Origin of the sequence: Streptosporangium sp. NPDC048047, from assembly GCF_040653115.1 — a bacterium.
GTDB lineage: Bacteria > Actinomycetota > Actinomycetes > Streptosporangiales > Streptosporangiaceae > Streptosporangium.
This window is the reverse complement of record NZ_JBEZNH010000003.1, coordinates 252,128-276,618: the sequence shown is the minus strand read 5'-3', so window position 1 is coordinate 276,618 and position 24,491 is coordinate 252,128. Positions and strand designations below refer to the sequence as shown.

Here is a 24,491-nt window from a genome sequence, read left to right as displayed (position 1 = left end):
GACACCGTCGGCAAGGACGGTCTGCAGCTCGCCTTCCAGCAACGCCTGGCCGGCGCCGAGGGTTCCGCGGGAGGACGGTGATCCCCGGGTAAAGACCGGGGCAGGAGCGGGGCAGCTCCCTGCCCGCGCGGCGAGTCCTTTACGTGCCGGTCCATAGGCTTGTAGCCCGGATCAGGTCTGTGGCCCGGACCCGTCGGAGGGGGACGTCGTGAGGTTCGACCGCGCTGCCCTGAGAGAGGTCGTCTCCATCAGCGATGAGCTGGGGGTCCTGTCGTTCTACGTGACCGTGGACCCCCGGGCCGATCCCGGGTCCCGCCCCGCCTGGCGGATCAAGTTCGCCAACGACCTGGGCGACCTGCGCGGGCGGGCCGAGGCCGACCCCGACCGGGCGCGGCGCACGGCCGTCCTGAGGCGGCTGGACGGGCTGGAACGCGACTTCCAGACACTGCTCGACCCGTCCCGGCCGGGGGTCGGGCGGGTGCTGTTCGCCCCGGTCGGCAGGGACGAGGCGCTGACCTTCTCCTTCCAGCTGCCGGTCGCCGACCAGATGGTGCTGGAGTCGACGGCGTACGTGCGCCCGCTGGTCAACACCGTGGAGACCGCGCCGCCCGCCGGGATCGTCGTGGTCTCCCGGGACGGCACGCGCGTGGTCGACTACCGGTACGGCCAGGCCGAGGACCTCGGCGGCATGCGCTTCGAGGTGGACTCCGGCGACTGGCGCGACCCCGGCGGTCCCTCGCGCACCGACTATCCCTCGCACGGCACCCCCTACCGCGACAGGTTCGAGAGAAGGGTGGCCGACAACGTCGCCCGCCTGACGCGTGAGGCGGGCCAGCGCGTCGCCGAGGAGGCCGCGAACCGCGGCTGGACCACCACCGTGGTGCTCGGTGACCCCCCGCTGGGCGAGATCCTGGCCGGGGAGCTGGGCGGCGACGTCATCCAGCTGACCTCGGTGGCGGAGCCGGGGTCCCCGGCGAAGCTGGTCGAGCGGGTACGGCCGCAGCTGAAGGAGGCCAGGACCCGCCTGGGCGCGTCGCTGGCGGCTCATGCCAGGGACGGGGCGCTGTCCGGAGGGCGCGGGGCGCTCGGCCTGGCCGACACGCTCGGTGCGCTGAACGACGGCCGGGTGGCTCAGCTCCTGCTGGACGAGACCCGGGAGTGGAGCGGCAGGCGCGCCGCCGACGGGCTGCTCTATCCGCCGCACGCGACCCCGCCGGGGAATCCGGAGGTCACCGAGGAGCCCAGGATGGGCGAGCGCATGATCGAACGGGCCCTGGACATCGACGCCGAGGTGATCGTCCTGGACGGCGAGGCCGCCGCGGCCCTGGCCGACGTCGACGGGGCCGGGGCGATCCTGCGCTGGTGACCGGGCCGCGCCGGTGATCCGGGCCGCGGACTCGGGCCATCCGGGCCATGGACCCGGGCCGGTCATCGCGCGGTCACCGTGAGAGACTTTCACTCGGAGCCCGCCGGGTCGTGCGGGTTCCGCCGGTCCGGCCGGTGCCATCGGATTCGCCGGGCGCCGCCTCGCCGCGTGCGGACGGGCGGCGCTCCGCCGGACCGCGCCGGGGCATCGCCCTTCGCGGCGCCGGACGCCCGACATCCCTTCGCGGTGCCGTACCACCCCCCGTGACAAGAGCGGATCGATGCCTCCACGCTGATCTGCGGATATATGTCTTTTTCGGGGGAAAGGACCGTCATGGTCGGTACTACCTCATCAGGGTCATCGGGTACATCCAACGAGAACCTCGGGCACGTCGTCTTCATCACCGCCGCGGCGGCGATCGGCGGATTCCTCTTCGGCTACGACAGCGCCGTCATCAACGGAGCGGTCACCGGCATCCAGAAACACTTCGACATCGGCGCGGCCGAGACCGGGGTCGTCGTCGCGATCGCCCTCCTGGGGTCGGCGGTCGGCGCGTGGATCGCCGGGGGGATGGCCGACCGGTGGGGGCGCACCAGGACCATGCAGGTGGCCGCGATCCTGTTCGCGGTGAGCTCCATCGGCCAGGCCCTGCCGTTCGCCGTGTGGGACCTGGCGCTGTGGCGGGTCCTCGCGGGCGTCGGGATCGGCATGGCGTCGGTGATCGGCCCCGCCTACATCGCCGAGGTCGCCCCGGCCGCCTACCGGGGCCGCCTGGGCTCCTTCCAGCAGCTGGCGATCGTGCTCGGCATCGCCGTCTCCCAGCTCGTCAACTACGGGATCGCGCAGTTCGCCGGGGGCAGCGTCAACAACACCCTGTTCGGGCTGCAGGCGTGGCAGTGGATGCTCGGCGTCTGCGTGGTCCCCGCCCTGCTCTACCTGATCTTCGCGTCGATCATCCCCGAGTCGCCGCGGTACCTCATCGGAGCCGGCAAGACGCAGCGCGCCCGCAAGGTCCTCGCCGAGGTGGAGAGCGACGACGTCGACCTGGACGACAGGATCGCGGAGATCAAGAAGTCGCTGCACACCGAGCAGCGGACCCGGCTGCGCGACCTGCGGGGCCCCGCGCTGGGACTGCTGCCGATCGTCTGGATCGGCATCCTGCTGTCGGCCTTCCAGCAGCTGGTCGGCATCAACGTCATCTTCTACTACTCGTCGTCGCTGTGGCAGTCGGTCGGCATCAACCAGAGCAACTCGCTGCTGATCAGCTTCTCCACCTCGATCATCAACATCATCGGCACGTTCATCGCCATCGCGCTGGTCGACCGGCTCGGCCGCAAGCCGCTGCTGCTGGTCGGATCCGTGGGCATGACGCTCGCGCTGGGCACCGCCGCGTGGGCGTTCAGCGCCGGCGTGCCGTCCGGGGAGAACGTCACGCTGCCGGCGACGCAGGGCACCGTCGCGCTGATCGCGGCGCACGTCTTCGTGCTGTTCTTCGCGCTGTCGTGGGGCGTCGTGGTCTGGGTGCTGCTCGGCGAGATGTTCCCCAACCGGCTCAGGGCCGTCGCCCTGTCGGTGGCGGCCACCGCCCAGTGGCTGGCCAACTGGCTGATCACCGTCTCGTTCCCCTCCCTGGCGGAGTGGAACCTGTCGGCCACCTACGTCATCTACGCCTGCTTCGCCGCCCTGTCCTTCGCCTTCGTGATGTTCAAGGTGCGGGAGACCAAGGGGCGCAGGCTCGAGGAGATGGGTTAGGTTCATGGCCGTGACCCCCGGAGAACCCACTCCGGCGGCGCGCCCCCTGCCCCCGCGAGGGGCCGCGCCGCCGAGGACGCCGCGCAGGACGCCGCCGCCGACCCGGGCCGAGCTGGAGGCGGCCAGGGACCGTACGGTCGACGACGTGCTCGGCCCGTCGCTGGACGTGCTGTTCTGCGGCATCAACCCGGGCCTGTACTCCGCCGCCACCGGGCGTCACTTCGCCCGGCCGGGCAACCGCTTCTGGCCCGCGCTGCACCTGTCGGGGTTCACCCCCCGCCTGCTCGACCCGAGCGAGCAGGCGGAGCTGCCCTCGTACGGCCTGGGCATCACCAACGTCGTTGCGCGGGCCACCGCCCAGGCCGCGGAGCTGACCCCCGAGGAGTTCCGGGCGGGCGGCGAGCGGCTGGTACGGCTGGTCACCGAGATCCGGCCCCGCGTGCTGGCGGTGGCCGGGGTGACCGCCTACCGCACCGCGTTCGGCGACCCCAAGGCCGCCGTCGGGCCGCAGGACGCCGCGATCGGCGGCACGGCCGTGTGGGTGCTGCCCAACCCCAGCGGACTGAACGCCCACTGGCCCCTGGACCGGATCGTGGGGGAGCTGCGCAGGCTGCGGGAGACGCTGCGCGCGTGAGGGCCCGGCGTCCTCCGCGACGCCGGTCGTACGGGTGTCAGAAGGGCCGCCGGGGACCCGGCCGCCGTCCCCGGTGCCCGGCGTGCGGTCCCCGCATCATCGGGTGGGCCGCCTGGCGGTGGTGCCACCGCCGCCGCTCCCAGGCCCGCCCCCGCCTCCGGTGCAGCATCCCCGCCACCGCCATCACCAGCCAGATGGTGAGCAGGATCCGGAGCACCCCGAACCCGGCGGCCGCGAACCCGGCCACCAGCAACACGGGAAGGAACACGAACGCCGGCGGCCGGCCGTGGCGGCGCCAGGCGGCGCGGCGCGGCGGGCGGATCCCGCCGGGGTCCCCGTGCCCCATGGGGTTCTCGTGCCCGGCTGCGGGGCTCATGGGGTCCACGGGGTCCGCGCCGGGCCCGCCGGGCAGGTCGGCGCCGGCCCGGGACAGCTCGCGGCCGGTGCGCGCGGCCAGGACGAGGTCGACGCGCTCGCCGAACTCCTCCAGGGTCAGCCGGCCCCGCGCGTAGTGCTCACGCAGGGCCGACACCGCCGCGTCGCGCTCGGCGTCTCCGATACGGAGATCGTCGTGGGACGTCATCGCCCGATCACTCCTCCTCCTGGTCGCCGTCCGCGAGGATCTGGTACAGCTTGCGCCGCGTCTCGACGAGCGTCTGCCTGGCCTGGCGGATCTGGGCGTCGCTGCCGGTCTGCATGATCTGGACCATGGCGAACCCCGCCTGCCGGACGATGTCCATCAGCTCCCAGGTGTCGTCGTCGACCTCGGGGGTCATCTCCTCCCAGGGGGCGCGCAGCTCGTCGGCGTGCTCGGCGACGTAGGCCCGGCCGGTGTCGGTGAGCCGGAAGGACTTGCGGCCGTCGCTCTCCTCCGACAGGACCAGGCCCTCGTCGGCGAGCTGCTGCAGCGCCGGGTAGACCGCGCCGGGGCTGGGCTTCCAGCCTCCCTGGCTGCGCTGGGCGATCTCCTGGATGATCTGGTAGCCGTTGCGCGGCTCCTCCGACAGCAGGGACAGGATCGCCGCGCGGACGTCGCCGCGCTTGGCCTTGCGCCCCCGGCCGAACTGGCCCCGGCCACCGCCGAACGGGCCGCCGCCGAAGGGCCCGCCGAAGGGGCCGCGCCTGCCGAAGTCCCAGGGGAAGGGACCTCCGGGGAAGGGCCCGCGGTGCCCGCGGTGGCGGTGCTCGTGCGGCCCGCCCTCGCTGAGGCCGTGCCCGTGCGGGCCGTGTGGGCCGGGGCCGCCGTGGTGGGACGCGTCCTGGTGCCAGCCGGCGGCCATTGCCCGCATGGCCTCCCTCGCCGCGCGCTTCATCTCGCGCCGGATCCGTCGCGGGTCGGCACCATCCCAGGGGCCGCCCATGGCGTGTGCGGAACTCATGTGCACCTCCGTGCCGATCGTCTTCAGAACGTTCTCGATGCTTCAAAGATATATCGAGACTATTCGATCGACAACCCCTGGAAGCGGCGAGAGCCGACGATGGGGCTCGGCCGGCCATCCCGCCGGATCCGCTCCGCCGGGAGTGGGGGAGCGAGGCGGGAGCCGGAAGACGCGGCGGCGGCAGGAGGGGATTCGTGCATGACCGGAGAAGGGGTTCGGGGCGGCCGGAGAGGGTTTCGAGGCCCGGATCGAGGTCGCCGGGCAAAAAAGTGAGGTAGATCACCCGATTCTCAGCGAATTTCGGAACAACCACTGAGACCTGGGCGTTACAAAGGACATAGACGGGATTCGTTCCGTGCCGGAAGGGCTGGGGGGTGCTTTCGGTACGGAACGGTCCCGTCTGTTAGTTCCAGGGGCAAGGTGCAGGGCCCGCCGGGTTTCCCGGCGGGCCCTTCGCCGTTCCAGGGCCCTTCCTCACCGCTCCCGGCGCCCCGTCCCGCCGCATCCGGTGCCCCGCAGGTAAGACACTGATCACGCCCAGGCGACACGCCACGGGCGGAAGATGGCACTGTCCGCTCCTTTTGAGAGGCTTTGCCGTACTCTCCCTCTAGTGATCTTGATAGGGGTGTTGGACCGATGATGGGGCACACGCACGCGCTCACCGGGGCGGTCGCCTGGCTGGGGGTGGCTCCGACGCTGGCCGCGCTGCCGCTGCTCACCGACTCCTCCCGGTTCGTGGAGACCGGTGTCATGGTGAACGCGCTCAACCCGTCGGAGTTCATCGCCGGGACCATAATCTGCGCCGGGGCCGCGATGCTGCCCGACCTGGACCACCCCAGCGCGACGATCGCCCAGACGTTCGGGCCGATCACCTGGATGCTGAGCAAGGCCGTGGCATGGGTGAGCGGCGGACACCGCCACGCCACCCACTCGCTCGTGTTCGCGGCCGCCGCCGGGTTCGGCGCCCACTACCTGGCCAACACCTACCCCATCGGCCGGGACATCCTGGTCGCGCTGCTCATCGGCCTGGCGATCCGGGCGATCGGCATCGGCGTCCCGGGCAACAAGATGGCCACCGCGATGGTCGACATCGGCCTGGCGGCCGGGCTCTTCGTCGTGTTCCGCAGCTACAACGTGGGCTACGCCTGGCTCGGACTGGCGGTCGGGATCGGCTGCCTCATCCACGTCGTCGGGGACTGCTGCACGGAGAAGGGATGTCCGGTGCTGTGGCCGGTACCCGGGCGGTGGGTGCTGCCATGGAAGATCGGCATCAAGACCGGCCAGGCCTTCGAGCAGAAACTCCTCGCCCCGGTGCTCTCCATCGCCATCGTGGGCCTGATCTACCTCCGCTTCGTCCAGTTCTGAGATCCCACGCCCACAACCGCTACGAGCACAATAACTTGATATCAAGATATCCAGCACGGTATCTTGATGTCGAGACATTCGCCGCGGTCCACAGGTGTCCCAGGGTTAGGCATACCTAACAGACCTGGGCACTCCGCAGGTGCGGCAGGATTTCAGGTGCGCCCCCCAGGCGGCGCTTCGAGACCAACAGGGTGATTGAGGGAGGCGAACCGTGTCCACGAACAGCTTCGGCAGCCGTGACACGCTCCGCGTCGGAGACGCGGAATACGAGATCTACCGGCTGAACGCCGTCGAGGGGTCGGGGCGCCTCCCGTACAGCCTGAAGATCCTGATGGAGAACCTTCTCCGCACCGAGGACGGCGCGAACATCACGGCCGACCACATCCGCGCCCTGGGTCAGTGGGACCCCAAGGCCGCGCCGAGTGTGGAGATCCAGTTCACCCCGGCTCGCGTGATCATGCAGGACTTCACCGGCGTCCCCTGTGTCGTGGACCTCGCCACCATGCGCGAGGCCGTCCGCGACCTCGGCGGCGACCCGGCGCGGATCAACCCGCTCGCCCCGGCCGAGATGGTCATCGACCACTCCGTCATCGTCGACTTCTTCGGCGGCCCGGACTCCTTCCGGCGCAACGTCGAGCGTGAGTACGAGCGCAACCGCGAGCGCTACCAGTTCCTGCGCTGGGGCCAGACCGCCTTCGACGAGTTCAAGGTCGTCCCGCCGGGCACCGGCATCGTGCACCAGGTCAACATCGAGCACCTCGCCCGCGTGGTCATGGTCCGCGATGGCAAGGCTTATCCGGACACCTGCGTAGGCACCGACTCCCACACCACCATGGAGAACGGCATCGGCGTCCTCGGCTGGGGCGTCGGCGGCATCGAGGCCGAGGCCGCGATGCTCGGCCAGCCGATCTCCATGCTGATCCCGCGCGTGGTCGGCTTCAAGCTGACCGGCAAGCTCCCGGCCGGCGCCACCGCCACCGACCTGGTGCTCACCATCACCGAGACGCTGCGCAAGCACGGCGTCGTCGGCAAGTTCGTCGAGTTCTACGGCGAGGGCGTCTCCAGCGTGCCGCTGGCCAACCGCGCCACCATCGGCAACATGAGCCCCGAGTTCGGCTCCACCTGCGCGATCTTCCCGATCGACGGCGAGACGATCAACTACCTCCGTCTCACCGGCCGCTCCGAGGAGCAGGTCGCCCTCGTCGAGGCGTACGCCAAGGCCCAGGGCATGTGGCTCGACCCCTCCGCCGAGGAGCCGGTCTTCTCCGAGTACCTCGAGCTCGACCTGTCCACGGTCGTGCCGTCCATCGCCGGCCCCAAGCGCCCGCAGGACCGCATCGCGCTGTCGGAGGCCAAGAGCGCCTGGCGCGCCTCCGTCAAGGACTACGTCTCCAGCATCCAGGGCCCGACGGACGAGGCCTCCGCCGAGTCCTTCCCCGCGTCCGACTCCCCGGCGATCTCGCACGGCGGCGACGGCGACGCCCCGCACGCCCCCGCGCTGAACGGCGACCGCCCGCGCAAGCCGGTCCAGGTCACGCTGTCCGACGGCACGGGCTTCGAGATCGACCACGGCGTGGTGACCATCGCGGCCATCACCAGCTGCACCAACACCTCCAACCCCTACGTCATGATGGGCGCGGCGCTGCTGGCCAGGAACGCGGTCGAGAAGGGCCTGTCCCGCAAGCCGTGGGTCAAGACCTCCCTCGCCCCGGGCTCGCAGGTCGTCACGGGGTACTTCGAGCGCTCCGGCCTCCAGCCGTACCTCGACAAGATCGGTTTCAACCTGGTCGGCTACGGCTGCACCACCTGCATCGGCAACTCCGGCCCGCTGCAGGAGGAGATCTCCGCCGCCATCCAGGAGAACGACCTCGCGGTCACCGCGGTGCTGTCCGGCAACCGAAACTTCGAGGGCCGGATCAACCCCGACGTCAAGATGAACTACCTGGCCTCGCCGCCGCTGGTCGTCGCCTACGCCCTCGCCGGCACCATGGACATCGACCTGAACACCGAGCCGCTGGGCACGGGCGCCGACGGGAAGCCGGTCTTCCTCGCCGACATCTGGCCATCGCCGGAGGAGGTCTCGGCCGTCGTCGCGTCCTCCATCGACCAGGAGATGTTCCTGCACGACTACGCCGACGTCTTCAAGGGCGACGAGACCTGGCGGTCGCTGCCGATCCCGACCGGCGACACCTTCGAGTGGGACCCGGCCTCCACCTACGTCCGCAAGGCCCCGTACTTCGACGGCATGCCGCGCGACCCGCAGCCGGTGACGGACATCTCCGGCGCCCGGGTCCTCGCCAAGCTGGGCGACTCGGTCACCACCGACCACATCTCCCCGGCCGGCGCCATCAAGGTCGGCACGCCCGCCGCCGAGTACCTGCGCGAGAACGGCGTCGAGGTCAGGGACTTCAACTCCTACGGCTCGCGCCGCGGCAACCACGAGGTGATGATCCGCGGCACCTTCGCCAACATCCGGCTGAAGAACCTGCTGCTCGACGGTGTGGAGGGCGGTTACACCCGCGACTTCACCCTCGACGGCGGCCCGCAGAGCTTCATCTACGACGCCTCCGTCAACTACCAGGCCGCGGGCGTCCCGCTCGTCGTCCTGGCGGGCAAGGAGTACGGTTCCGGCTCCTCGCGCGACTGGGCGGCCAAGGGCACCGCGCTGCTCGGCGTCCGCGCCGTGATCGCTGAGTCCTACGAGCGCATCCACCGCTCCAACCTGATCGGCATGGGCGTGCTGCCGCTGCAGTTCCCCGAGGGCGAGACGGCCGCCTCCCTCGGCCTGACCGGCGAGGAGACCTTCGACATCACCGGTGTCGAGGCCCTCAACGAGGGCGGCGTCCCGCAGACCGTGACGGTCCGGGCCGACGGCAGGGAGTTCGAGGCGGTCGTGCGCATCGACACCCCCGGAGAGGCCGACTACTACCGCCACGGCGGCATCATGCAGTACGTGCTGCGCTCCCTGCTCGCCAAGAGCTGAGCCGGGAGGGCGCGGGGGCGGTGACGCCGCCCCCGCGCCGGGGCGGCACTCCGTACCGAGCCGCCCGGCGGGACGCCTCCCGCCGGGCGGCTCGGCGTTTTCCGGGCCTTCGCCGGCCGGCGCCGGCGGCCTCCGCCGGAGGGGCACCCGGTGCCCCGGCGGTCCGGGAGCCCAACGCTCCGGGAGCCCGGTGGTTCAGGGGCCCGGCGCTCCGGCGGCTCGGCGGGAAATCCCTTTTCGGCGTCGAGAGGACCGGGGCTACGCTCGCCCCGTGACCCATGAGACTCTCATCATCGTCTGCGCGGGCCTGGCGGTCTTCGCCGGAGCGGTCGTGCAGGGGGCGATCGGCTTCGGGCTGGGCCTGGTGGCCGCCCCGCTGATCGCCCTGCTCGACCCCACGCTCATGCCCGGGGCCGCCCAGGTCGTGAACGCCACGCTGCCGCTGTTCACGCTGGCCGCCGAGTGGCGCAGGGTGGACTGGCGGGGACTGGGATTCGCCCTCCTGGGCCGGGTGCCCGGCAGCCTCCTGGGCGGTCTGGTCGTCCTCCACGTCTCCACGCGGGTCCTTGGCGTCCTCGTCGGGGCGATGGTGCTGCTCGCGGTCGGCCTGACCGGGCGGGCGGTGGCGGTGCGCCGTACGGGCGGCACCGTCACCGGGGCGGGCTTCGTCTCCGGGATCACCGGCACCGCGACCGGGATCGGCGGCCCGCCGATGGCCCTGGTCTACCAGAACGCCAAGGGCCCGCAGATCCGGGCCACCCTCGCGATGTTCTTCATGATCAGTGCCTGCCAGTCGCTGGCCGTCCTCGCGTTCGTGGACCGGCTGCCGGTCCGGGCGCTCTCCTTCGGCGCGCTGCTGATCCCCTTCCTCGTCGCGGGGTTCGCGGTGTCCAGGCCGCTGCGGCGTTTCCTGGACGGCGGGCGGGTCAGGACGGCGATCCTCGTGCTGGTCGCGGTTTCCGCGCTCTCGTTGATCATTACCGGCGCACTGGGTTAAGCCCGCGTTTCTGGATTGTTACCGGCGACAACAAACTTTACCGACGAAAGGTCTGGTGCTGAGGCCAACGGCGGCATACGTTGCGGCAAACAACATTCAACGGGAAGGCGGGCCGACCCCGGCCGGCCGTACCCGCTGACCCGGCACGCCTCTACCCATACCCCCCGCCCTCCTTGACGAAAGGACCCGTGCACGATGCGCAAGGGGATCCTCAGCCTGACCGCCGCCGCCTCGCTCCTCACCTTCGGCCTCGCCGCCTGTGGAAACGACGGCGGCACCACCGCCGCCCCCGAGGGCGCCGCCTCCGCCTCCGGAGACGCCGGGGCCAAGGCCGCCGGCAAGGTCGGCGTCATCCTGCCCGACAGCAAGTCCTCCGCCCGGTGGGAGACCGCCGACCGCAAGTACCTGGAGGAGGCGTTCAAGTCCGCGGGCATCGCCTACGACATCCAGAACGCCCAGGGCGACAAGACCCAGTTCCAGACCATCGCCGACCAGATGATCACCAACGGCGCGACCGTGCTGATGATCGCCAACCTCGACAGCGGCACCGGCAAGGCCGTGCTCGACAAGGCCAAGTCCCAGGGCGTGGCCACCATCGACTACGACCGCCTCACCCTGGGCGGCGGCGCCGCCTACTACGTCAGCTTCGACAACACCAAGGTCGGCACGCTGCAGGGCGAGGGCCTGGTCAAGTGCCTCACCGACAAGAAGGCCGACAAGCCGATCATCGCCGAGCTCAACGGCTCGCCCACCGACAACAACGCCACGCTCTTCAAGAACGGCTACGACGGCGTGCTCAAGCCCAAGTACGACTCCAAGGAGTACGTCAAGGGCCCCGACCAGTCGGTTCCCGACTGGGACAACGCCCAGGCCGGCACGATCTTCGAGCAGATGCTGACCGAGCAGCCGAAGATCGCCGGTGTGCTCGCCGCCAACGACGGCCTCGGCAACGCCGCCATCACCGTGCTGAAGAAGCAGAAGCTCAACGGCAAGGTCCCGGTCACCGGCCAGGACGCCACCGTCCAGGGCCTGCAGAACATCCTCGCCGGCGACCAGTGCATGACGGTCTACAAGGCCATCAAGAAGGAGGCCGACGCCGCCTCCCAGCTCGCCATCGCGCTCGCCAAGGGTGAGAAGCCGGCCGCGACCGGCAGCGTCAAGGACACCGAGAGCAACGCGGACGTCCCGGCGGTCCTGCTGGACCCGCAGGCCATCTACCTCGACAACGTCAAGGACGTCGTGGCCGACGGCTACGTGACCAAGGACGAGCTGTGCACCGGCGAGTTCGCCGACAAGTGCACCGAGGCCGGAATCCAGTAACGATGCGCCGGGGTGCGCCCGCCCCGCCTCATGGGAGGCGGGCGCACCCCGTCCGGGTGCGGCTCCGCCGTACCCCTCGGCCGGGCGGGCGCCGACCCGGCGGTGAGCGGCCGGGCCGTGAACGGGCCGGCGGTGAACGGCCGGGCCTCGAACGGGCCGCGCGCAACGAACACAGGGAGAAAACCCTCATGACCCCCGTCCTGGAGATCCGCGGGATCGACAAGAGCTTCGGCCCCGTCCAGGTCCTGCACGACGTCGACTTCTCCGTACATCCCGGAGAGGTCACCGCGCTGGTCGGCGACAACGGCGCCGGCAAGTCCACCCTCGTCAAGTGCATCGGCGGCATCCATCCCGTCGACTCCGGCGAGTACCTCTTCGGCGGCAAGACCGTCCAGATCAACAGTCCCCGCGACGCCGCCGAACTCGGCATCGAGATCGTCTACCAGGACCTCGCGCTCTGCGACAACCTCGACATCGTCCAGAACATGTTCCTCGGCCGGGAGCACCGGCGCGGCATCGTCCTCGACGAGGACACCATGGAGGAGATGGCCGCCAGGACCCTGGAGAGCCTGTCGGTCAGGACCGTCAAGTCCATCCGCCAGCACGTCTCCAGCCTCTCCGGCGGCCAGCGCCAGACCGTGGCCATCGCCAAGGCCGTGCTCTGGAACAGCAAGGTCGTCATCCTCGACGAGCCGACCGCCGCGCTCGGCGTCGCCCAGACCGCGCAGGTCCTCGAACTGGTCCGCCGCCTGGCCGACCAGGGACTGGCCGTCGTGCTCATCTCGCACAACATGAACGACGTGTTCGCCGTGTCCGACCGGATCGCCGCCCTCTACCTGGGCCGGATGGCCGCGCAGGTCAAGACGTCCGACGTCACCCACGCGCAGGTCGTCGAACTGATCACCTCCGGCCGCAGCGGCGACCTCGGCCTCACCAACGGAGTCAGCGCATGACCGACACGATCGCCTCGCCGCGCGCGCCCGAGGCCCCCACCATCAGCGGCAGCGTCCGCGGCTACGCCGAGCGGGTACGCGGCGGCGACATGGGCGCACTTCCCGCCGTGTTCGGTCTGGTCGTGCTCTGCACGGTCTTCTCGATCCTGCGGCCCTCCTTCCTCACCTCCGGCAACTTCGCCAACCTCCTCACCCAGGGCGCCGCGGTCACCGTCATCGCGATGGGCCTCGTCTTCGTCCTGCTGCTCGGCGAGATCGACCTGTCGGCGGGCTTCGCCAGCGGCGTCTGCGCCTCGGTCCTCGCGATCCTCCTCACCGAGCAGGGTCTGCCCTGGTACGTCGCGGTCGCCGCGGCCATCCTCACCGGCGTGGTGATCGGCGCCGTCCTCGGCACGATCGTCGCCAAACTCGGCATCCCGTCCTTCGTCGTCACCCTCGCCGCCTTCCTCGGTTTCCAGGGGCTCGTCCTGCTGCTGGTCAAGGGCGGCACCAACATCTCCATCCGCGACGAGACGATCGTCGCCGTCTCCAACAAGTACCTCCCGCCCGCGCTGGGCTGGGCGCTGCTGGCCCTCGGCGTCGTCGGTTACGCCGCGCTCCAGTTCGTCCGCGCGCGCAAGCGGACCTCCCGCGGCCTGGTCTCCGACCCGATCGCGCTGATCGCCGTCCGGGTGGGCGCCCTCGCCGTGCTCGGCGGCGCCGCCGTCTACATCCTCAACCTGGAGCGCAGCCGCAACCCCGCGGTCGTGTCGCTGACCGGCGTTCCGGTCGTCGTGCCGATCATCGCGGTCCTGCTGGTGCTGGGAACGTTCGTGCTGCGCCGTACCGCGTACGGCCGTCACCTGTACGCCGTCGGCGGCAACGCCGAGGCCGCGCGCCGGGCCGGCATCAACGTCGACCGCATGAAGATCAGCGCGTTCGTCATCTGCTCCGGCATGGCCGCCGTCGGCGGCATCATCGCCGCCTCCCGTGCCAGCTCCGTCGACCCCAACACCGGCGGCAGCAACGTGCTGCTGTACGCGGTCGGCGCGGCCGTGATCGGCGGCACCAGCCTCTTCGGCGGCAAGGGCCGCGTGCTGGACGCCATCCTCGGCGGCACCGTGGTCGCCGTCATCGAGAACGGCATGGGCCTGATGGGCTACAGCTCGGGCGTCAAGTACGTCGTCACCGGAGCGGTTCTGCTGCTGGCCGCCGGGGTCGACGCCCTGTCCCGCAAGAGGGCCGCCGCCACTGGTCTAAGGTGATCAGCGACCCCGACCCCCCGAAGGAAACCCACGCGATGCGGGCTGGCCCCTCCCAGGAGGAGATCCGGCGCCACAATCTCGGCGCCCTCCTCCGGCACGTCCACCTCGGCGGCCCGACCTCGCGCGCGGAGCTGACCAGCCGGATGGGCCTCAACCGCAGCACCATCATGGCCCTCACCGCCGACCTGACCGCCGCCGGTCTGGTCCGCGAGGAGCTGCCCAGGGAGACCGGCCGGGCGGGCCGCCCCTCCCTGGTGGTGCGCCCCGAGTCGGCGCGGGTCTACGTGTTCGCCTTCGACGTGGGCGTCGACCGGCTGGTCGCCGCCCGCGTCGGCCTGGGCGGCGCCATCCTCGACCGCCGCGAGACCGTACGGCGGCGCGGCCCCTTCTCCCTGGAGGAGATCGTCGGCCCGCTCGCCGGGTTCGCCCGGCAGATGCGCCGCAAGACGCGCTCCGACACCGTGTGCGTGGGCGCCGCCGCGGCCTTCTCCGGCGGCGTGGACCGCGGCGACGGCGTCGTGCGGTTCGGGCCCAACATGGGCCCGGCGAAGGACGTGCCGTTCGCCGAGGAGATGACCCGCCGGCTCGCGTTCGGCATGCCGGTCAAGGTCGGCAACGACGCCAACCTCGGGGCCCTCGCCGAACACTCCCGCGGCGTCGGCACCGGCTGCCGCGACCTCATCTACATGCACGGCGACGTCGGTGTCGGCGGCGGCATCATCGTCAACGGCCAGCTCCTCGGCGGCCACGGCGGCTTCGGCGGCGAGATCGGCCACATGGTCGTCAACCCCAAGGGCCGCCTGTGCGGCTGCGGGTCGCTGGGCTGCCTGGAGGCGGAGGTGGGGGAGCGGACACTGCTGGAGGCGGCGGGCCGCATGCCCGGCGTCCCCCGCGGCGCGGTCGTCCCGCAGCCGGGCGCGGGCCAGGGCACGGGCATGAGCGCGTCATCGGGCACCGGCCGAGGACCGGGCGCGTCGCAGGGCGCGGAGCGGATCGCGGTCGCGCCGGGGGACGCGAATGAGGAACCGGAGACACCGCAGGTCACCGGAGCCGTGGCGGTCGAAGTGAAGACCGGAGGCCACGGCGAGAGTCTGATCGGCCGCGACGCCGTACGGGCCGTGGTCGACGCCGCCGACCGCGGTGACGTCGTCGCCCAGGCGGCCCTCAGCCGGGTCGGCGACTGGCTCGGCCTGGGCGTCGCCAACCTCGTCAACATCTTCAACCCCGAGATGGTCATCTTCGGCGGCATGCTCCGCGAGGTCTACCTCGGCTCCGCCGCCCAGGTCCGCAGCCGACTCGCCGTCGACGCCCTCGCCGCCTCACGTGAGGGCCTGCGCCTGCGCACCGCCGCCCTCGGCGACGACGCGACCCTGATGGGCGCCGCCGAACTGGCCTTCGCCCAGGTCCTCGCCGACCCCCTGGAAGTCCTGGCCCGCGCGGGCTCCTGACTCTCTTCCCGGCACGAGGCCCGCTCGCAGGGGCCCGCCGTACGGGCACCGCGTGCATCGGCATGTCGCCGTCGCCGTCAGCCGGAGACGGCCATGTGGTTCGAAGGCGCTCGGGGCTGAAAGTGTCACCCCTTAATACGTCCTATGGACCCCCTGTTCACCGAGATTCTTACTCTCCGTGACCGCTTATGTGACAATCCTCCGTTCCTGATTTCGAACTGGTTGTTTTTCTTATTTGCTCCTTATCTAGATCTTGTGGAGCGGATCGTTCCATGTGTACCTTCTGATCGTTTGCTGACTGCTGTCCTCCGAACCGTCGGTCCACGCCGCCGTGGCCGCCGCGCGCGGTGGAGAAACGTGATGGCTTTCGCCGTCACGCGGACTGTTCGGAGGGTGACGGCGTATGCGCCGTGGTTTGCCGTGGGCTCGTTCTACAGGTCGTAAGACTTGGCTGAGGCTTGTTCTCACCGCGCTGCTGGCTCCAGGATTGCTGTCACTGCAAGTGTCGCCGGTCGCGGCTATTGCACTTCCCATTGCGCATGCCCAAGGTGACGTCGAATCGCCGAAACAACAGTCGGGGACGGCTGAGGGACTGCCACACATCGTGGCCGCTGCCGTAACCAAGACGGCAGCGGACAGGAGAGTACCTTCGAAGAGAGCGGAGCTCCCAAAGCAGGCGCTTCCTGTCGATATCCGTTCAGTGCCTTCCCGTGCTGAGAAGCTTTCGGTCGCAACGGGCGGGGCTAAGAAGACGCGTTCCGATGATTCGTCAAAGAGGGTTCAGAATTCTGTCTCCGGGGCGGTGGCCAGCCCTCTTGAAGTGGAAGACCTATGGCCGCTGAACGGTGCGTTGCTAGGTACGGTGACGCCTACCTTGACGGCTCACGGCACCGGAGACGAGTCTCTGCTTCAGTACGAGTTCACAGTATGTGAGCTGCCCGATGACGATGATGAGATCGATCCGGTGAAAGAGTGCCTGCTGCCGTCGGATCAGATCGCATACTCGGGAAAGCTTCCCAAAGGAGTTAACTCCTGGAAGGTCCCGGTTGGTGAGCTGAAGTGGGCCAAGACGTATGCCTGGTGGGCGAAGATCACCGACCCCGGCGGTAACAACATCACCTCGAACAGTCGGTCATTCGTTACTGGTGCCCGTCAGCCTACTATCACGTCACAGCTGGCGATAAATGGAGCCAACGGTCAAGAGTTCGAACAGACGTCGGGAAACTACACCACCGCTGTGATGGACGCTTCGGTTCCGACAGCAGGACCGCCGTTGAACGTGCGCCGCTCGTACAACAGCAAGGACGCACGGCGTGATGGGATCTTCGGTGCAGGGTGGTCCACTCGGTTCGACATGAAAGTTCAGCCCGAGACGAGTGGGGCGGTCCTGGTCACCTACCCGGACGGTCGTACACTGCGCTTCGCGCCGCGAGGTGACGGGGGCTTCCAGCCACCTCCGGGCATGTTCGCCACTTTCACACAGACGGCCGGCGGTGGCTGGCGTCTGATGGACAAGTCCTCCACCTCGTACATGTTCAACTCCTACGGTCGCCTGGTGAAGGTGAGCGACAATCGCGGTCGTGTCCAGGACTTCGTCTATACCGATGGCAAGCTCACGGAGGTACGGGCGACCGGGGGACGTTCGCTGACGTTCACCTGGAACGGGTCACGAGTAGCGAGTGTGTCGACGGATCCGGTGAACGGCACGCCGCTGACGTGGACATATGAGTACCAGGGGGACAAGCTACACAAGGTCTGCACACCGCAGGGCCCCACACACTGCACCACCTATGACTACACGACAGGGTCGGGATATCAGGGAGTCATCCAGGATGACGAACCGGTCGGTTACTGGCGTTTGGGCGAACCGGCTAACCGGCCTCCTTCGCCGACCCCAAACCCGATCTGCACCATCACTCCTCAGTTGTGCGAGTCGCCGACGACCGAAGCAACCAGCTTGGGCTGGGGTGCGGGTCCGGCCACTTACGAAGGTGTAACGCTCGCTGAGCCTGGAGCACTGGCTGGTTCCACCAACACCGCCGCTCGCTTGTCAGGCACATCGAAGGTGAGACTTCCTGAACATCTCATCGCTCGTCTAGGGGGCCAGGTTTCACTGGAAACCTGGTTCAAGACCACCTCATCCGGAGTGATCGCTTACGCCACCGACGCTACCGGCTCTACTGAGGAACTGGGATTCAGTAAAGGCCAGCCGTTCCTTTATGTCGGAGTGGACGGCAAGCTCCGAGGGCAGTTCCGGGTCGTCAACGCAGCAAACGCGGTCATAGCCCCTATCACTTCACCCGGTGCGGTGAACAACGGCGCCTGGCATCACGTCATCCTGACGGGTTCGGGTGCCAGCCAGACTCTTTACCTCGACGGAGCTCCGGTCGGATCACTGAACGGAACGATCGACCACAACTGGTTGAGGCATGTCACGATCGGAAACGGCCGAATCACCTCCGGTTGGCCTTCTGCTACCTCGGTCACCACTGGAACCGCGGAGTGGGGGCTGAACGGCTACATCGATGAGGCCGCCGTTTACGACCGCCCGCTGACGGGAGTGGAGGCCGCCGAGCACTACGCTGCCCGCCAGGCCGTACCGCATCTGATGTCAAAGATCACCCTCCCGTCCGGGAGAGTGTGGGCCGAAAACACCTACGACACGGCGACCGACCGGCTCAAGACCCATACCGACCAGCATGGAGGTGTCTGGAAGATCGGTGAGCCGACTCCAGTGACCGCCACGGGAATGTCCACGGTGACGGTCACCGATCCCCAGGACGGGAAGCTCGTCTACGAGCACGACGCGTGGCGCGGTTATCGGCTGGTGACCCAGACCGATCAGCTCGGTAAGAAGACCAGCTATGAGTATGACGCTGGGGGCTACTCATGGCTGGTCGCCGATCCTAATGAAAACGCGGTCGTGATGACCCACGACAAGCGGGGTAACGTTCTAACCAGAGGGACATGCTCTCTCGCGGAGAATCCGGCGACCGAACCGCCGATCGTGTGCCTTTTGTCTCAAACCTCAGTACGCAGGTACGGCTATTACCGTAATGCCGATGACGAGTTCGACCCTCGCAACGACCGCGTTCTCGTCTATCGTGACCCTCGCTCGGCGGGGGAGACGGATGACACCTACGCCACCAAGTGGGAGTACAACGAGTACGGCGAGCCCCTCAAGGAGACCGCTCCCGTCACCGCCGACTTCCCCAACGGTCGCTCGACGCTCACCGCCTACACCGACGGCACCGAACCCGCCATCGGCGGTGGGAACACTCCGGCCGGGCTGGTGAAGTCGGCGAAGGACGCCAGGGGCAAGGAGACGACCTACCGCTACACCTCGGCTGGTGATCTGGCCGAGCAGACCAGCCCCTCCGGCCTGGTCACGAAGTTCACCTATGACGCGGTGGGCCGCATGCTCACCCGCACCGAGGTCTCCGAAGCGCATCCCACCGGGGCGATGACGACGTTCACCTACGACGGTCTTGGGCGCATGCTGACCCAGACCGGGCCCGGGGTGAAGAACGAGGTCACCGACGTCACCCACACCGCCAAGGTCACCTATACCTACGACGCCGACGGCAACAAGCTGACCGAGACGCTGTCAGACCTGACCGGCGGGGACCCGGAGCGCGTCACCGCTTATACCTATGACGCCTCTGGCCGGGTGGAGACGGTGACCGACCCCGAGGGCGGCGTGGTCCGGACTGCCTGGGATGCCACCGGCGCCCGCGTCTCGATCACCGACCAACTGGGTGTCGTCCGTACCTTCGGTTACACCAAGCGCGGCGAGCCGGCCACCACGACGCTGAAGAACTGGACCGGCAGCCCGGTCAGCCCGCAGCCCGCCAAGGACGTGGTGCTGGAGTCGCGCTCCTACGACCCCGGCGGTCGGCTGGCCGCCCAGGTCGACGCGATGGGCCGCAAGACCTCCTACACCTACTTCGCCGACAACCTGCTCTCCCAGGTGATCGGCGACGACGTCAAGCTGAACGGCCTGACCACCACCACCGACGTAGTGCTGGAGGACAACGTCTACGACGCGGCCGGCCACCTCACCAAGCAGGTCAAGGGCGGCGGCAAGGCCACCACCGAGTACGTCTACGACGCCGCGAGCCGCCTGACCTCGACCACGTTCGACCCCGCGACGCTCAAGCGCAAGACCACTCTTGAGTACGACGAGGCGAACAACGTCACCAAGAAGACCCTCACCGGTGCGGGCACCACCCGGACGGAGTCCACCCTCTACGTCTACAACGCGCTGAACCAGGTGACGCGGCAGACCGTGGAGAACGGCGACGACGACTTGGTCTCCACCAGCACCTACGACGATCGCGGCCTGCTGGTCACGACCACCGACCCGCGCGGCAACGCCTCCGGCGCCACCGCCGCCGACTTCACCACCGAGATGCGCTACGACATCGCGGGACAGCTCGTGGAGAAGACCTCCCCGCGGGTGAAGGTCGAGAAGACCGGGTCGGCCGCCGACGGCCGCCCGACGGAGAAGTACGGCTACGACACCGCCGGCCTGCCCACCCAGACCGTCGACGCGGAGGGCCGCAGGCTCACTTCCGCCTTCGACAAGGCCGGGCGGCTCACCTCGGCGGCCTCCCCGCCCTACACCCCGCCGGGCGGTGAGGCGGTCACCCCCAAGGTCGGCATCGAGTACGACGCGGCGGGGCGGAAGACCAAGGTCACCGATGAGCGCGGCTATGTCACCTCCACCGAGTACGATGCGCTGGGCAACCCGGTACGGGTCACCGACCCCGGCCCTTCGGGGCCGGGCGGGCAGTGGGTGACCCAGTTCGACCTGCTGGGCGAGCCGCTGGCCACGATCGACCCGACCGGCGCCCGTGACGAGGCCACCTACGACGATCTCGGCCGGAAGATCACTCAGACGCGGATCGAGCGCAGGCCGACCACCGCCGCCTACACCACGACCCTCACCTATGACACCGCGGGCAACCTCACCAAGAGCGTCGCCCCGGGCAGCAAGACCACCGGCTACGAGGTCAACGCCGCCGGGGAGGTCACCGCCACCACCGACCCGAACCTCAACAAGTCCACCGTCGACTACGACCTCGCGGGCCGTACGGTCAAGGTGACCGACCCGCTGAAGAACGCCACCGAGGCCGTCTACGACCTGGCCGGGCGGCAGACCGGGGCCAAGGACCTCGACGCCACCGGTGCGGTCGTCCGCAGCATGGGTTTCGGCTACGACGCGGCCGGCAACGCGACCAGCGGCACCTCCGGTGAGGGGCACGTCACCCGGCGGACCTTCGACGCGCTGGGCCGGATGACCTCGCTCGTCGAGCCGGTCTCCGCGGACAAGTCGATCACCACGACGTTCGGTTACGACGCGACCAGTGCCCGTACCCGCCTCACCGACGGGCGCGGCAACGCCACCTGGACCACCTACAACGTCCTCGGTCTGGCCGAGTCGGTCATCGAACCGGCCACCACCGCCCACCCGAATGCCGCCGACCGGACCTGGACCACCGGCTACGATGCGGCGGGCAACGCCGTGACCACGTTGCAGCCGGGCGGGGTGCGCATCGACCGCGTCTTCGACCATCTCGGTCAGGTCACCAAGCAGACCGGCGCCGGGGCCGGGGTGGACACCCCCGAGCGGAACCTCACCTACGATGACGCCGGCCGGCTGACCGCCATCGGTGACTACACCCTCGAGTACAACGACCGCAGCCTGCTGACCAAGGTGTCCAAGGCCACCAACCAGGTCGCCGCCTACGCCTACGACGGCCTGGGCAACACCACCCAGCGCGTCGACACCGCCGGCACGTCCACCTACACCTACGACAACGCCAGCCGGCTGAAGACGGCCACCGACCCGGTCACCGGCCGCACCTGGACCTACGGCTACGACAACGCCGACCGGCTCACCAGCCAGACCTCCGCCAACCCGGTCAACACGCAGAGCTACACCTACGACGCCGTGGACCGCCTCACCTCCCACACGCTGAAGAACAGCGGCGGTACCCAGCTGTCGAAGATCGCCTATGACTGGGACAAGGACGACAACCTCGTCACCAAGACCACCAGCGGTACGGCGGGCGCCGGGGTCAACACCTACGGCTACGACCATTCCGGACGTCTGACCTCCTGGACCGCCCCGGACGGCAAGGCCACCGCCTACGAGTGGGACGACGCGGGCAACCGCACCAAGGCCGGGGACAAGACCTTCGTCTACGACGAGCGCAACCGGCTGCTGTCCGGCAGCGGCACCGACTACACCTACACCGCCCGCGGTACGGTGGCCACCGAGACCACCGGCGGCGTCACCAAGAACCTCGTGTTCGACGCCTTCGACCAGATGGTCTCCGACGGGGACGCCAGCTACGGCTACGACGCTCTGGGCCGGATGACCTCCCGTACCAAGGGTGTCGCCCAGCAGCGGTTCGTCTACTCCGGCCTGAGCAACGACATCGTCACCGTCACCGATGGGGCCGGCGCGCTCCAGGCCAAGTACGGCCGCGACCTGGCCGGCGGCCTGCTCAGCCTCCAGGAGGGGACCGGCCCCGCGCTCGGCACCATGACCGACCTGCACGGCGACCTGGTGGGCACCTTCTCCGGCACCGCCCTGGTCGACTCGACCGCCTACGACCCGTTCGGCGAGGTGCTCCAGCGCTCCGGCACCCAGCGGACCCTTGGCTACCAGGGTGAGTACACCGACCCGGACACCGGCAAGGTGAACATGCACGCCCGCTGGTACCGCCCGGGAAGCGGTACCTTCACCTCCCGCGACGATTGGACTCTCGATCCTGTCCCTTCAATTCAAGGTAACCGTTACGCTTATGTTAACGGCGCGCCTCTAGTCAACACCGACTCCACTGGTCATTTGACTGATGGTAGTCAGCAGTGTGGTTTCTACACAAGATGCGCCCCTCCGCGGCCTGTATTTAAGCAGCCCATTAAACCGCCTTCTAGATCTCAACCTAGTAGACTTCCGCTCAAATATATTGGTCGGGCCGGCGCGTTCGGTGTAATAATTTATCTCCTAATAACTCAACCGCCTACGCTTCGTTACAAGACGCTTCCTAGCAGCAGAACTGCTACTCCCGGAGAGCTGTACAACAGGCCGCCTCTGCAAAGGGTCAGTCGGCCTCAAAACTCGGGAGGATGTAAGGGTGGATGCGGTTCATGCACGGGTCGTTGTTCTCCTGCCCCTCCACTTCCGAAGAGGCAGGCTCCTGTAGACAAAACGCGGACTCATGTGGAGAAAGAGCCGCCTATCGATACGAAATCTGATTGGTTCAAAAACGATCCTAACAATGTTACGAAAGATAAGCCGCCAACTCAGGCAGAGATTGATTGGCAGTGTCAGACCGGTCCTTGTCGAGGAAGTTATACCGGCCATAATCCAATTGATATCGGCACTGTCGAAGGGGACGGAGGAAGCGGGATATCATGTCAGGCGTGGAATGGTAGTAGCTGTGCCGGTGAATCCTGTTCTTTCTCTATCGGCTTCAGTTACTCCAGTTCGCTGTCCGGATGTTTGCCAAAGACGGATAGCGGCACGGGAAGCGGTGCTGACTCTTCCACGTCCACTGATCCTGATCTCGGGGATCGGTATCCGGATGCTCCTCTGCCTCCGCCGATCACCTCTTTGCCTACGACTTCGTGCGATACGCCCAACAGTTTTGTCCCCGGCACCAAGGTGCTGATGGCTGACGGCACTACCAAGCCGATCGAGGATGTAGAGGTTGGCGATCAAGTGATCGCCGCTGATCCTGAGACCGGGCAGACGGCCGCGAAGCGCGTCAGTCATCTGATCACAGGCAACGGCGTGAAGCATCTCGTGCGGGTCGTCATCGACACCTCTGCCGGAGAGGGTCGGGGGAGCGGAAGCGTCGTCGCGACTGACGGCCATCCCTTCTGGGTCGTCAACCTCCGCTCCTGGGTCAAGGCCAGCGAGCTCCTACCTGGCATGGTGCTGCGAACCAGCGCCGGCACCTACGTCCAGATCAAAGCGATCAAGAAGTGGACCGCCACTCAGCGCGTCCACAATCTGACGATCGACGACTTCCACACCTATCATGTGGTAGCAGGCGACCGAACAGTACTTGTTCACAATGATGGTCCTCTTTATTCGGATGAGGAATGCTGGGATATCGCTGATAGGGCACGGGATGAAGCTCGTGAAGGCATGTCGAATACACAGCGTAATAAGCATGTCATGATGGTTGGCGCGGTCGACTGTGTCACGGGCGCCGTAGCTGTCGGCAGGAAGCGGTCAGAGAAAGGGCCATCAACACACTGCGCTGAGGATCTCGCACGGGATGATCTCATTAGTCGAGGATCGCGGCGTGAGGATATTCGGTATGGACACCCAGCCCACCCGGACTCAATGAAGGAGGCGGACTTCTGCGATAGGTGCCGAGGCTGGATCGATCCGACACAGGTGCCGCCAGACCGGCGATGGACAAAACGCTAGCAGACGAGAACGAGTTCGAATGATGTGGGACTGGCAAGAACTTAAAACGATGAGCGGTGACGCATCAGGTGTTCCCGCAGTTCTGCAACAGCTTCTTCACGGCACATATGAACAGCGGTCAGATGCATTCCGTGCCCTGTACGGGAAAGTGGTTAATCAGGGAGACTTATATACTTCGGCAGCTGCGGTTACTGATGTGATTCTCGATGAGTTGCGGTCCAGAGAATATCTTCCTGATTGTGGCTGGTTGATGCTCCATGAAATATTCCGCAGCTTTGGGTGCAATGAAAGAATTGTGGTAAATGGATGCGCCATTGAGATAGAGGAATATTGTCGCGGGCGCATGCTGGATGCGCTGCCAATTATTGAAAATGCTGTTGCAAATCTTTTGGGAAAGGATTTTGACTATGCAGCATTCCTTCTAGGCGATATGGGGGAATTTAGTAATCAGGCGATCGCAATATTGGAACGCGAAGCTTTAAGGTCGACTGGCTCGCGGCTTCAGTCAGCCCGTGATCAATTGGAAGTCGCGATAGAATTGGCTCAAGAGCGGAAGCTTGACAATGGGAAGGGCTCGGCCGATCTCGACCTATAA

Annotated in this window: 14 protein-coding genes; 12 read left to right on the top strand and 2 right to left on the bottom strand. The window is 67.9% G+C overall.

The genetic code is table 11. The features are described from left to right. Window positions 1-208 precede the first annotated feature (208 nt). The 3 genes from AB0D67_RS04585 to mug all read left to right on the top strand — a co-directional run bounded on the left by AB0D67_RS04585 (window position 209) and on the right by mug (window position 3,752). Window positions 209-1,366: a VLRF1 family aeRF1-type release factor gene (locus AB0D67_RS04585; protein WP_362929857.1), complete on the top strand. Its 1,158-nt coding sequence runs from the start codon at window positions 209-211 to the stop codon at window positions 1,364-1,366. Between the two features lie 333 nt (window positions 1,367-1,699). Beyond that, window positions 1,700-3,118 (top strand): sugar porter family MFS transporter, encoded by a 1,419-nt coding sequence (locus tag AB0D67_RS04580; RefSeq protein ID WP_362929855.1) that lies wholly within the window; start codon window positions 1,700-1,702, stop codon window positions 3,116-3,118. Window positions 3,119-3,230: 112 nt separating this feature from the next. Beyond that, window positions 3,231-3,752 carry a G/U mismatch-specific DNA glycosylase gene (gene mug, locus AB0D67_RS04575; RefSeq protein ID WP_362929865.1) on the top strand — a complete coding sequence of 174 codons (522 nt, stop codon included), beginning with the start codon at window positions 3,231-3,233 and terminating at the stop codon, window positions 3,750-3,752. Between the two features lie 37 nt (window positions 3,753-3,789). Here mug and AB0D67_RS04570 read toward each other — a convergent pair whose 3' ends face one another. Together AB0D67_RS04570 and AB0D67_RS04565 are read right to left on the bottom strand one after the other, a co-directional pair. Then, complete coding sequence (locus AB0D67_RS04570) at window positions 3,790-4,335, bottom strand: DUF1707 domain-containing protein (RefSeq protein ID WP_362929853.1); 546 nt, start codon at window positions 4,333-4,335, stop codon at window positions 3,790-3,792. A gap of 7 nt (window positions 4,336-4,342) precedes the next feature. Continuing rightward, complete coding sequence (locus AB0D67_RS04565) at window positions 4,343-5,131, bottom strand: PadR family transcriptional regulator (RefSeq protein WP_362929851.1); 789 nt, start codon at window positions 5,129-5,131, stop codon at window positions 4,343-4,345. Window positions 5,132-5,767: 636 nt separating this feature from the next. On the opposite strand from AB0D67_RS04565, the gene AB0D67_RS04560 reads away from it, so the two are divergent. From AB0D67_RS04560 to AB0D67_RS04520, 9 genes are all read left to right on the top strand, one after another. Further along, the gene (locus tag AB0D67_RS04560) at window positions 5,768-6,496 is read left to right on the top strand and encodes a metal-dependent hydrolase (protein ID WP_362929849.1); all 729 of its coding nucleotides are present in this window, start codon (window positions 5,768-5,770) and stop codon (window positions 6,494-6,496) included. A 211-nt stretch (window positions 6,497-6,707) separates the two neighbouring features. Further along, complete coding sequence (gene acnA / locus AB0D67_RS04555; protein ID WP_362929847.1) at window positions 6,708-9,479, top strand: aconitate hydratase AcnA; 2,772 nt, start codon at window positions 6,708-6,710, stop codon at window positions 9,477-9,479. A gap of 271 nt (window positions 9,480-9,750) precedes the next feature. After that, window positions 9,751-10,476 (top strand): sulfite exporter TauE/SafE family protein, encoded by a 726-nt coding sequence (locus tag AB0D67_RS04550; protein ID WP_362929845.1) that lies wholly within the window; start codon window positions 9,751-9,753, stop codon window positions 10,474-10,476. A gap of 195 nt (window positions 10,477-10,671) precedes the next feature. Further along, window positions 10,672-11,796, top strand: a complete 1,125-nt coding sequence (locus AB0D67_RS04545; RefSeq protein ID WP_362929843.1) for a substrate-binding domain-containing protein — start codon at window positions 10,672-10,674, stop codon at window positions 11,794-11,796. A 188-nt stretch (window positions 11,797-11,984) separates the two neighbouring features. Continuing rightward, entirely contained in the window at window positions 11,985-12,749 is a 765-nt protein-coding gene (locus AB0D67_RS04540; protein ID WP_362929841.1) for an ATP-binding cassette domain-containing protein, read from the top strand. After that, window positions 12,746-13,993, top strand: coding sequence for an ABC transporter permease (locus tag AB0D67_RS04535; protein WP_362929839.1), 1,248 nt, complete (start codon window positions 12,746-12,748; stop codon window positions 13,991-13,993). Before AB0D67_RS04540 ends, AB0D67_RS04535 begins: the two co-directional genes overlap by 4 nt. A gap of 35 nt (window positions 13,994-14,028) precedes the next feature. Continuing rightward, entirely contained in the window at window positions 14,029-15,441 is a 1,413-nt protein-coding gene (locus AB0D67_RS04530; protein ID WP_362929837.1) for an ROK family transcriptional regulator, read from the top strand. 403 nt (window positions 15,442-15,844) lie between these two features. Further along, window positions 15,845-23,896, top strand: a complete 8,052-nt coding sequence (locus AB0D67_RS04525) for a polymorphic toxin-type HINT domain-containing protein (RefSeq protein WP_362929835.1) — start codon at window positions 15,845-15,847, stop codon at window positions 23,894-23,896. A 19-nt stretch (window positions 23,897-23,915) separates the two neighbouring features. Beyond that, window positions 23,916-24,491 (top strand): hypothetical protein, encoded by a 576-nt coding sequence (locus tag AB0D67_RS04520; protein WP_362929833.1) that lies wholly within the window; start codon window positions 23,916-23,918, stop codon window positions 24,489-24,491.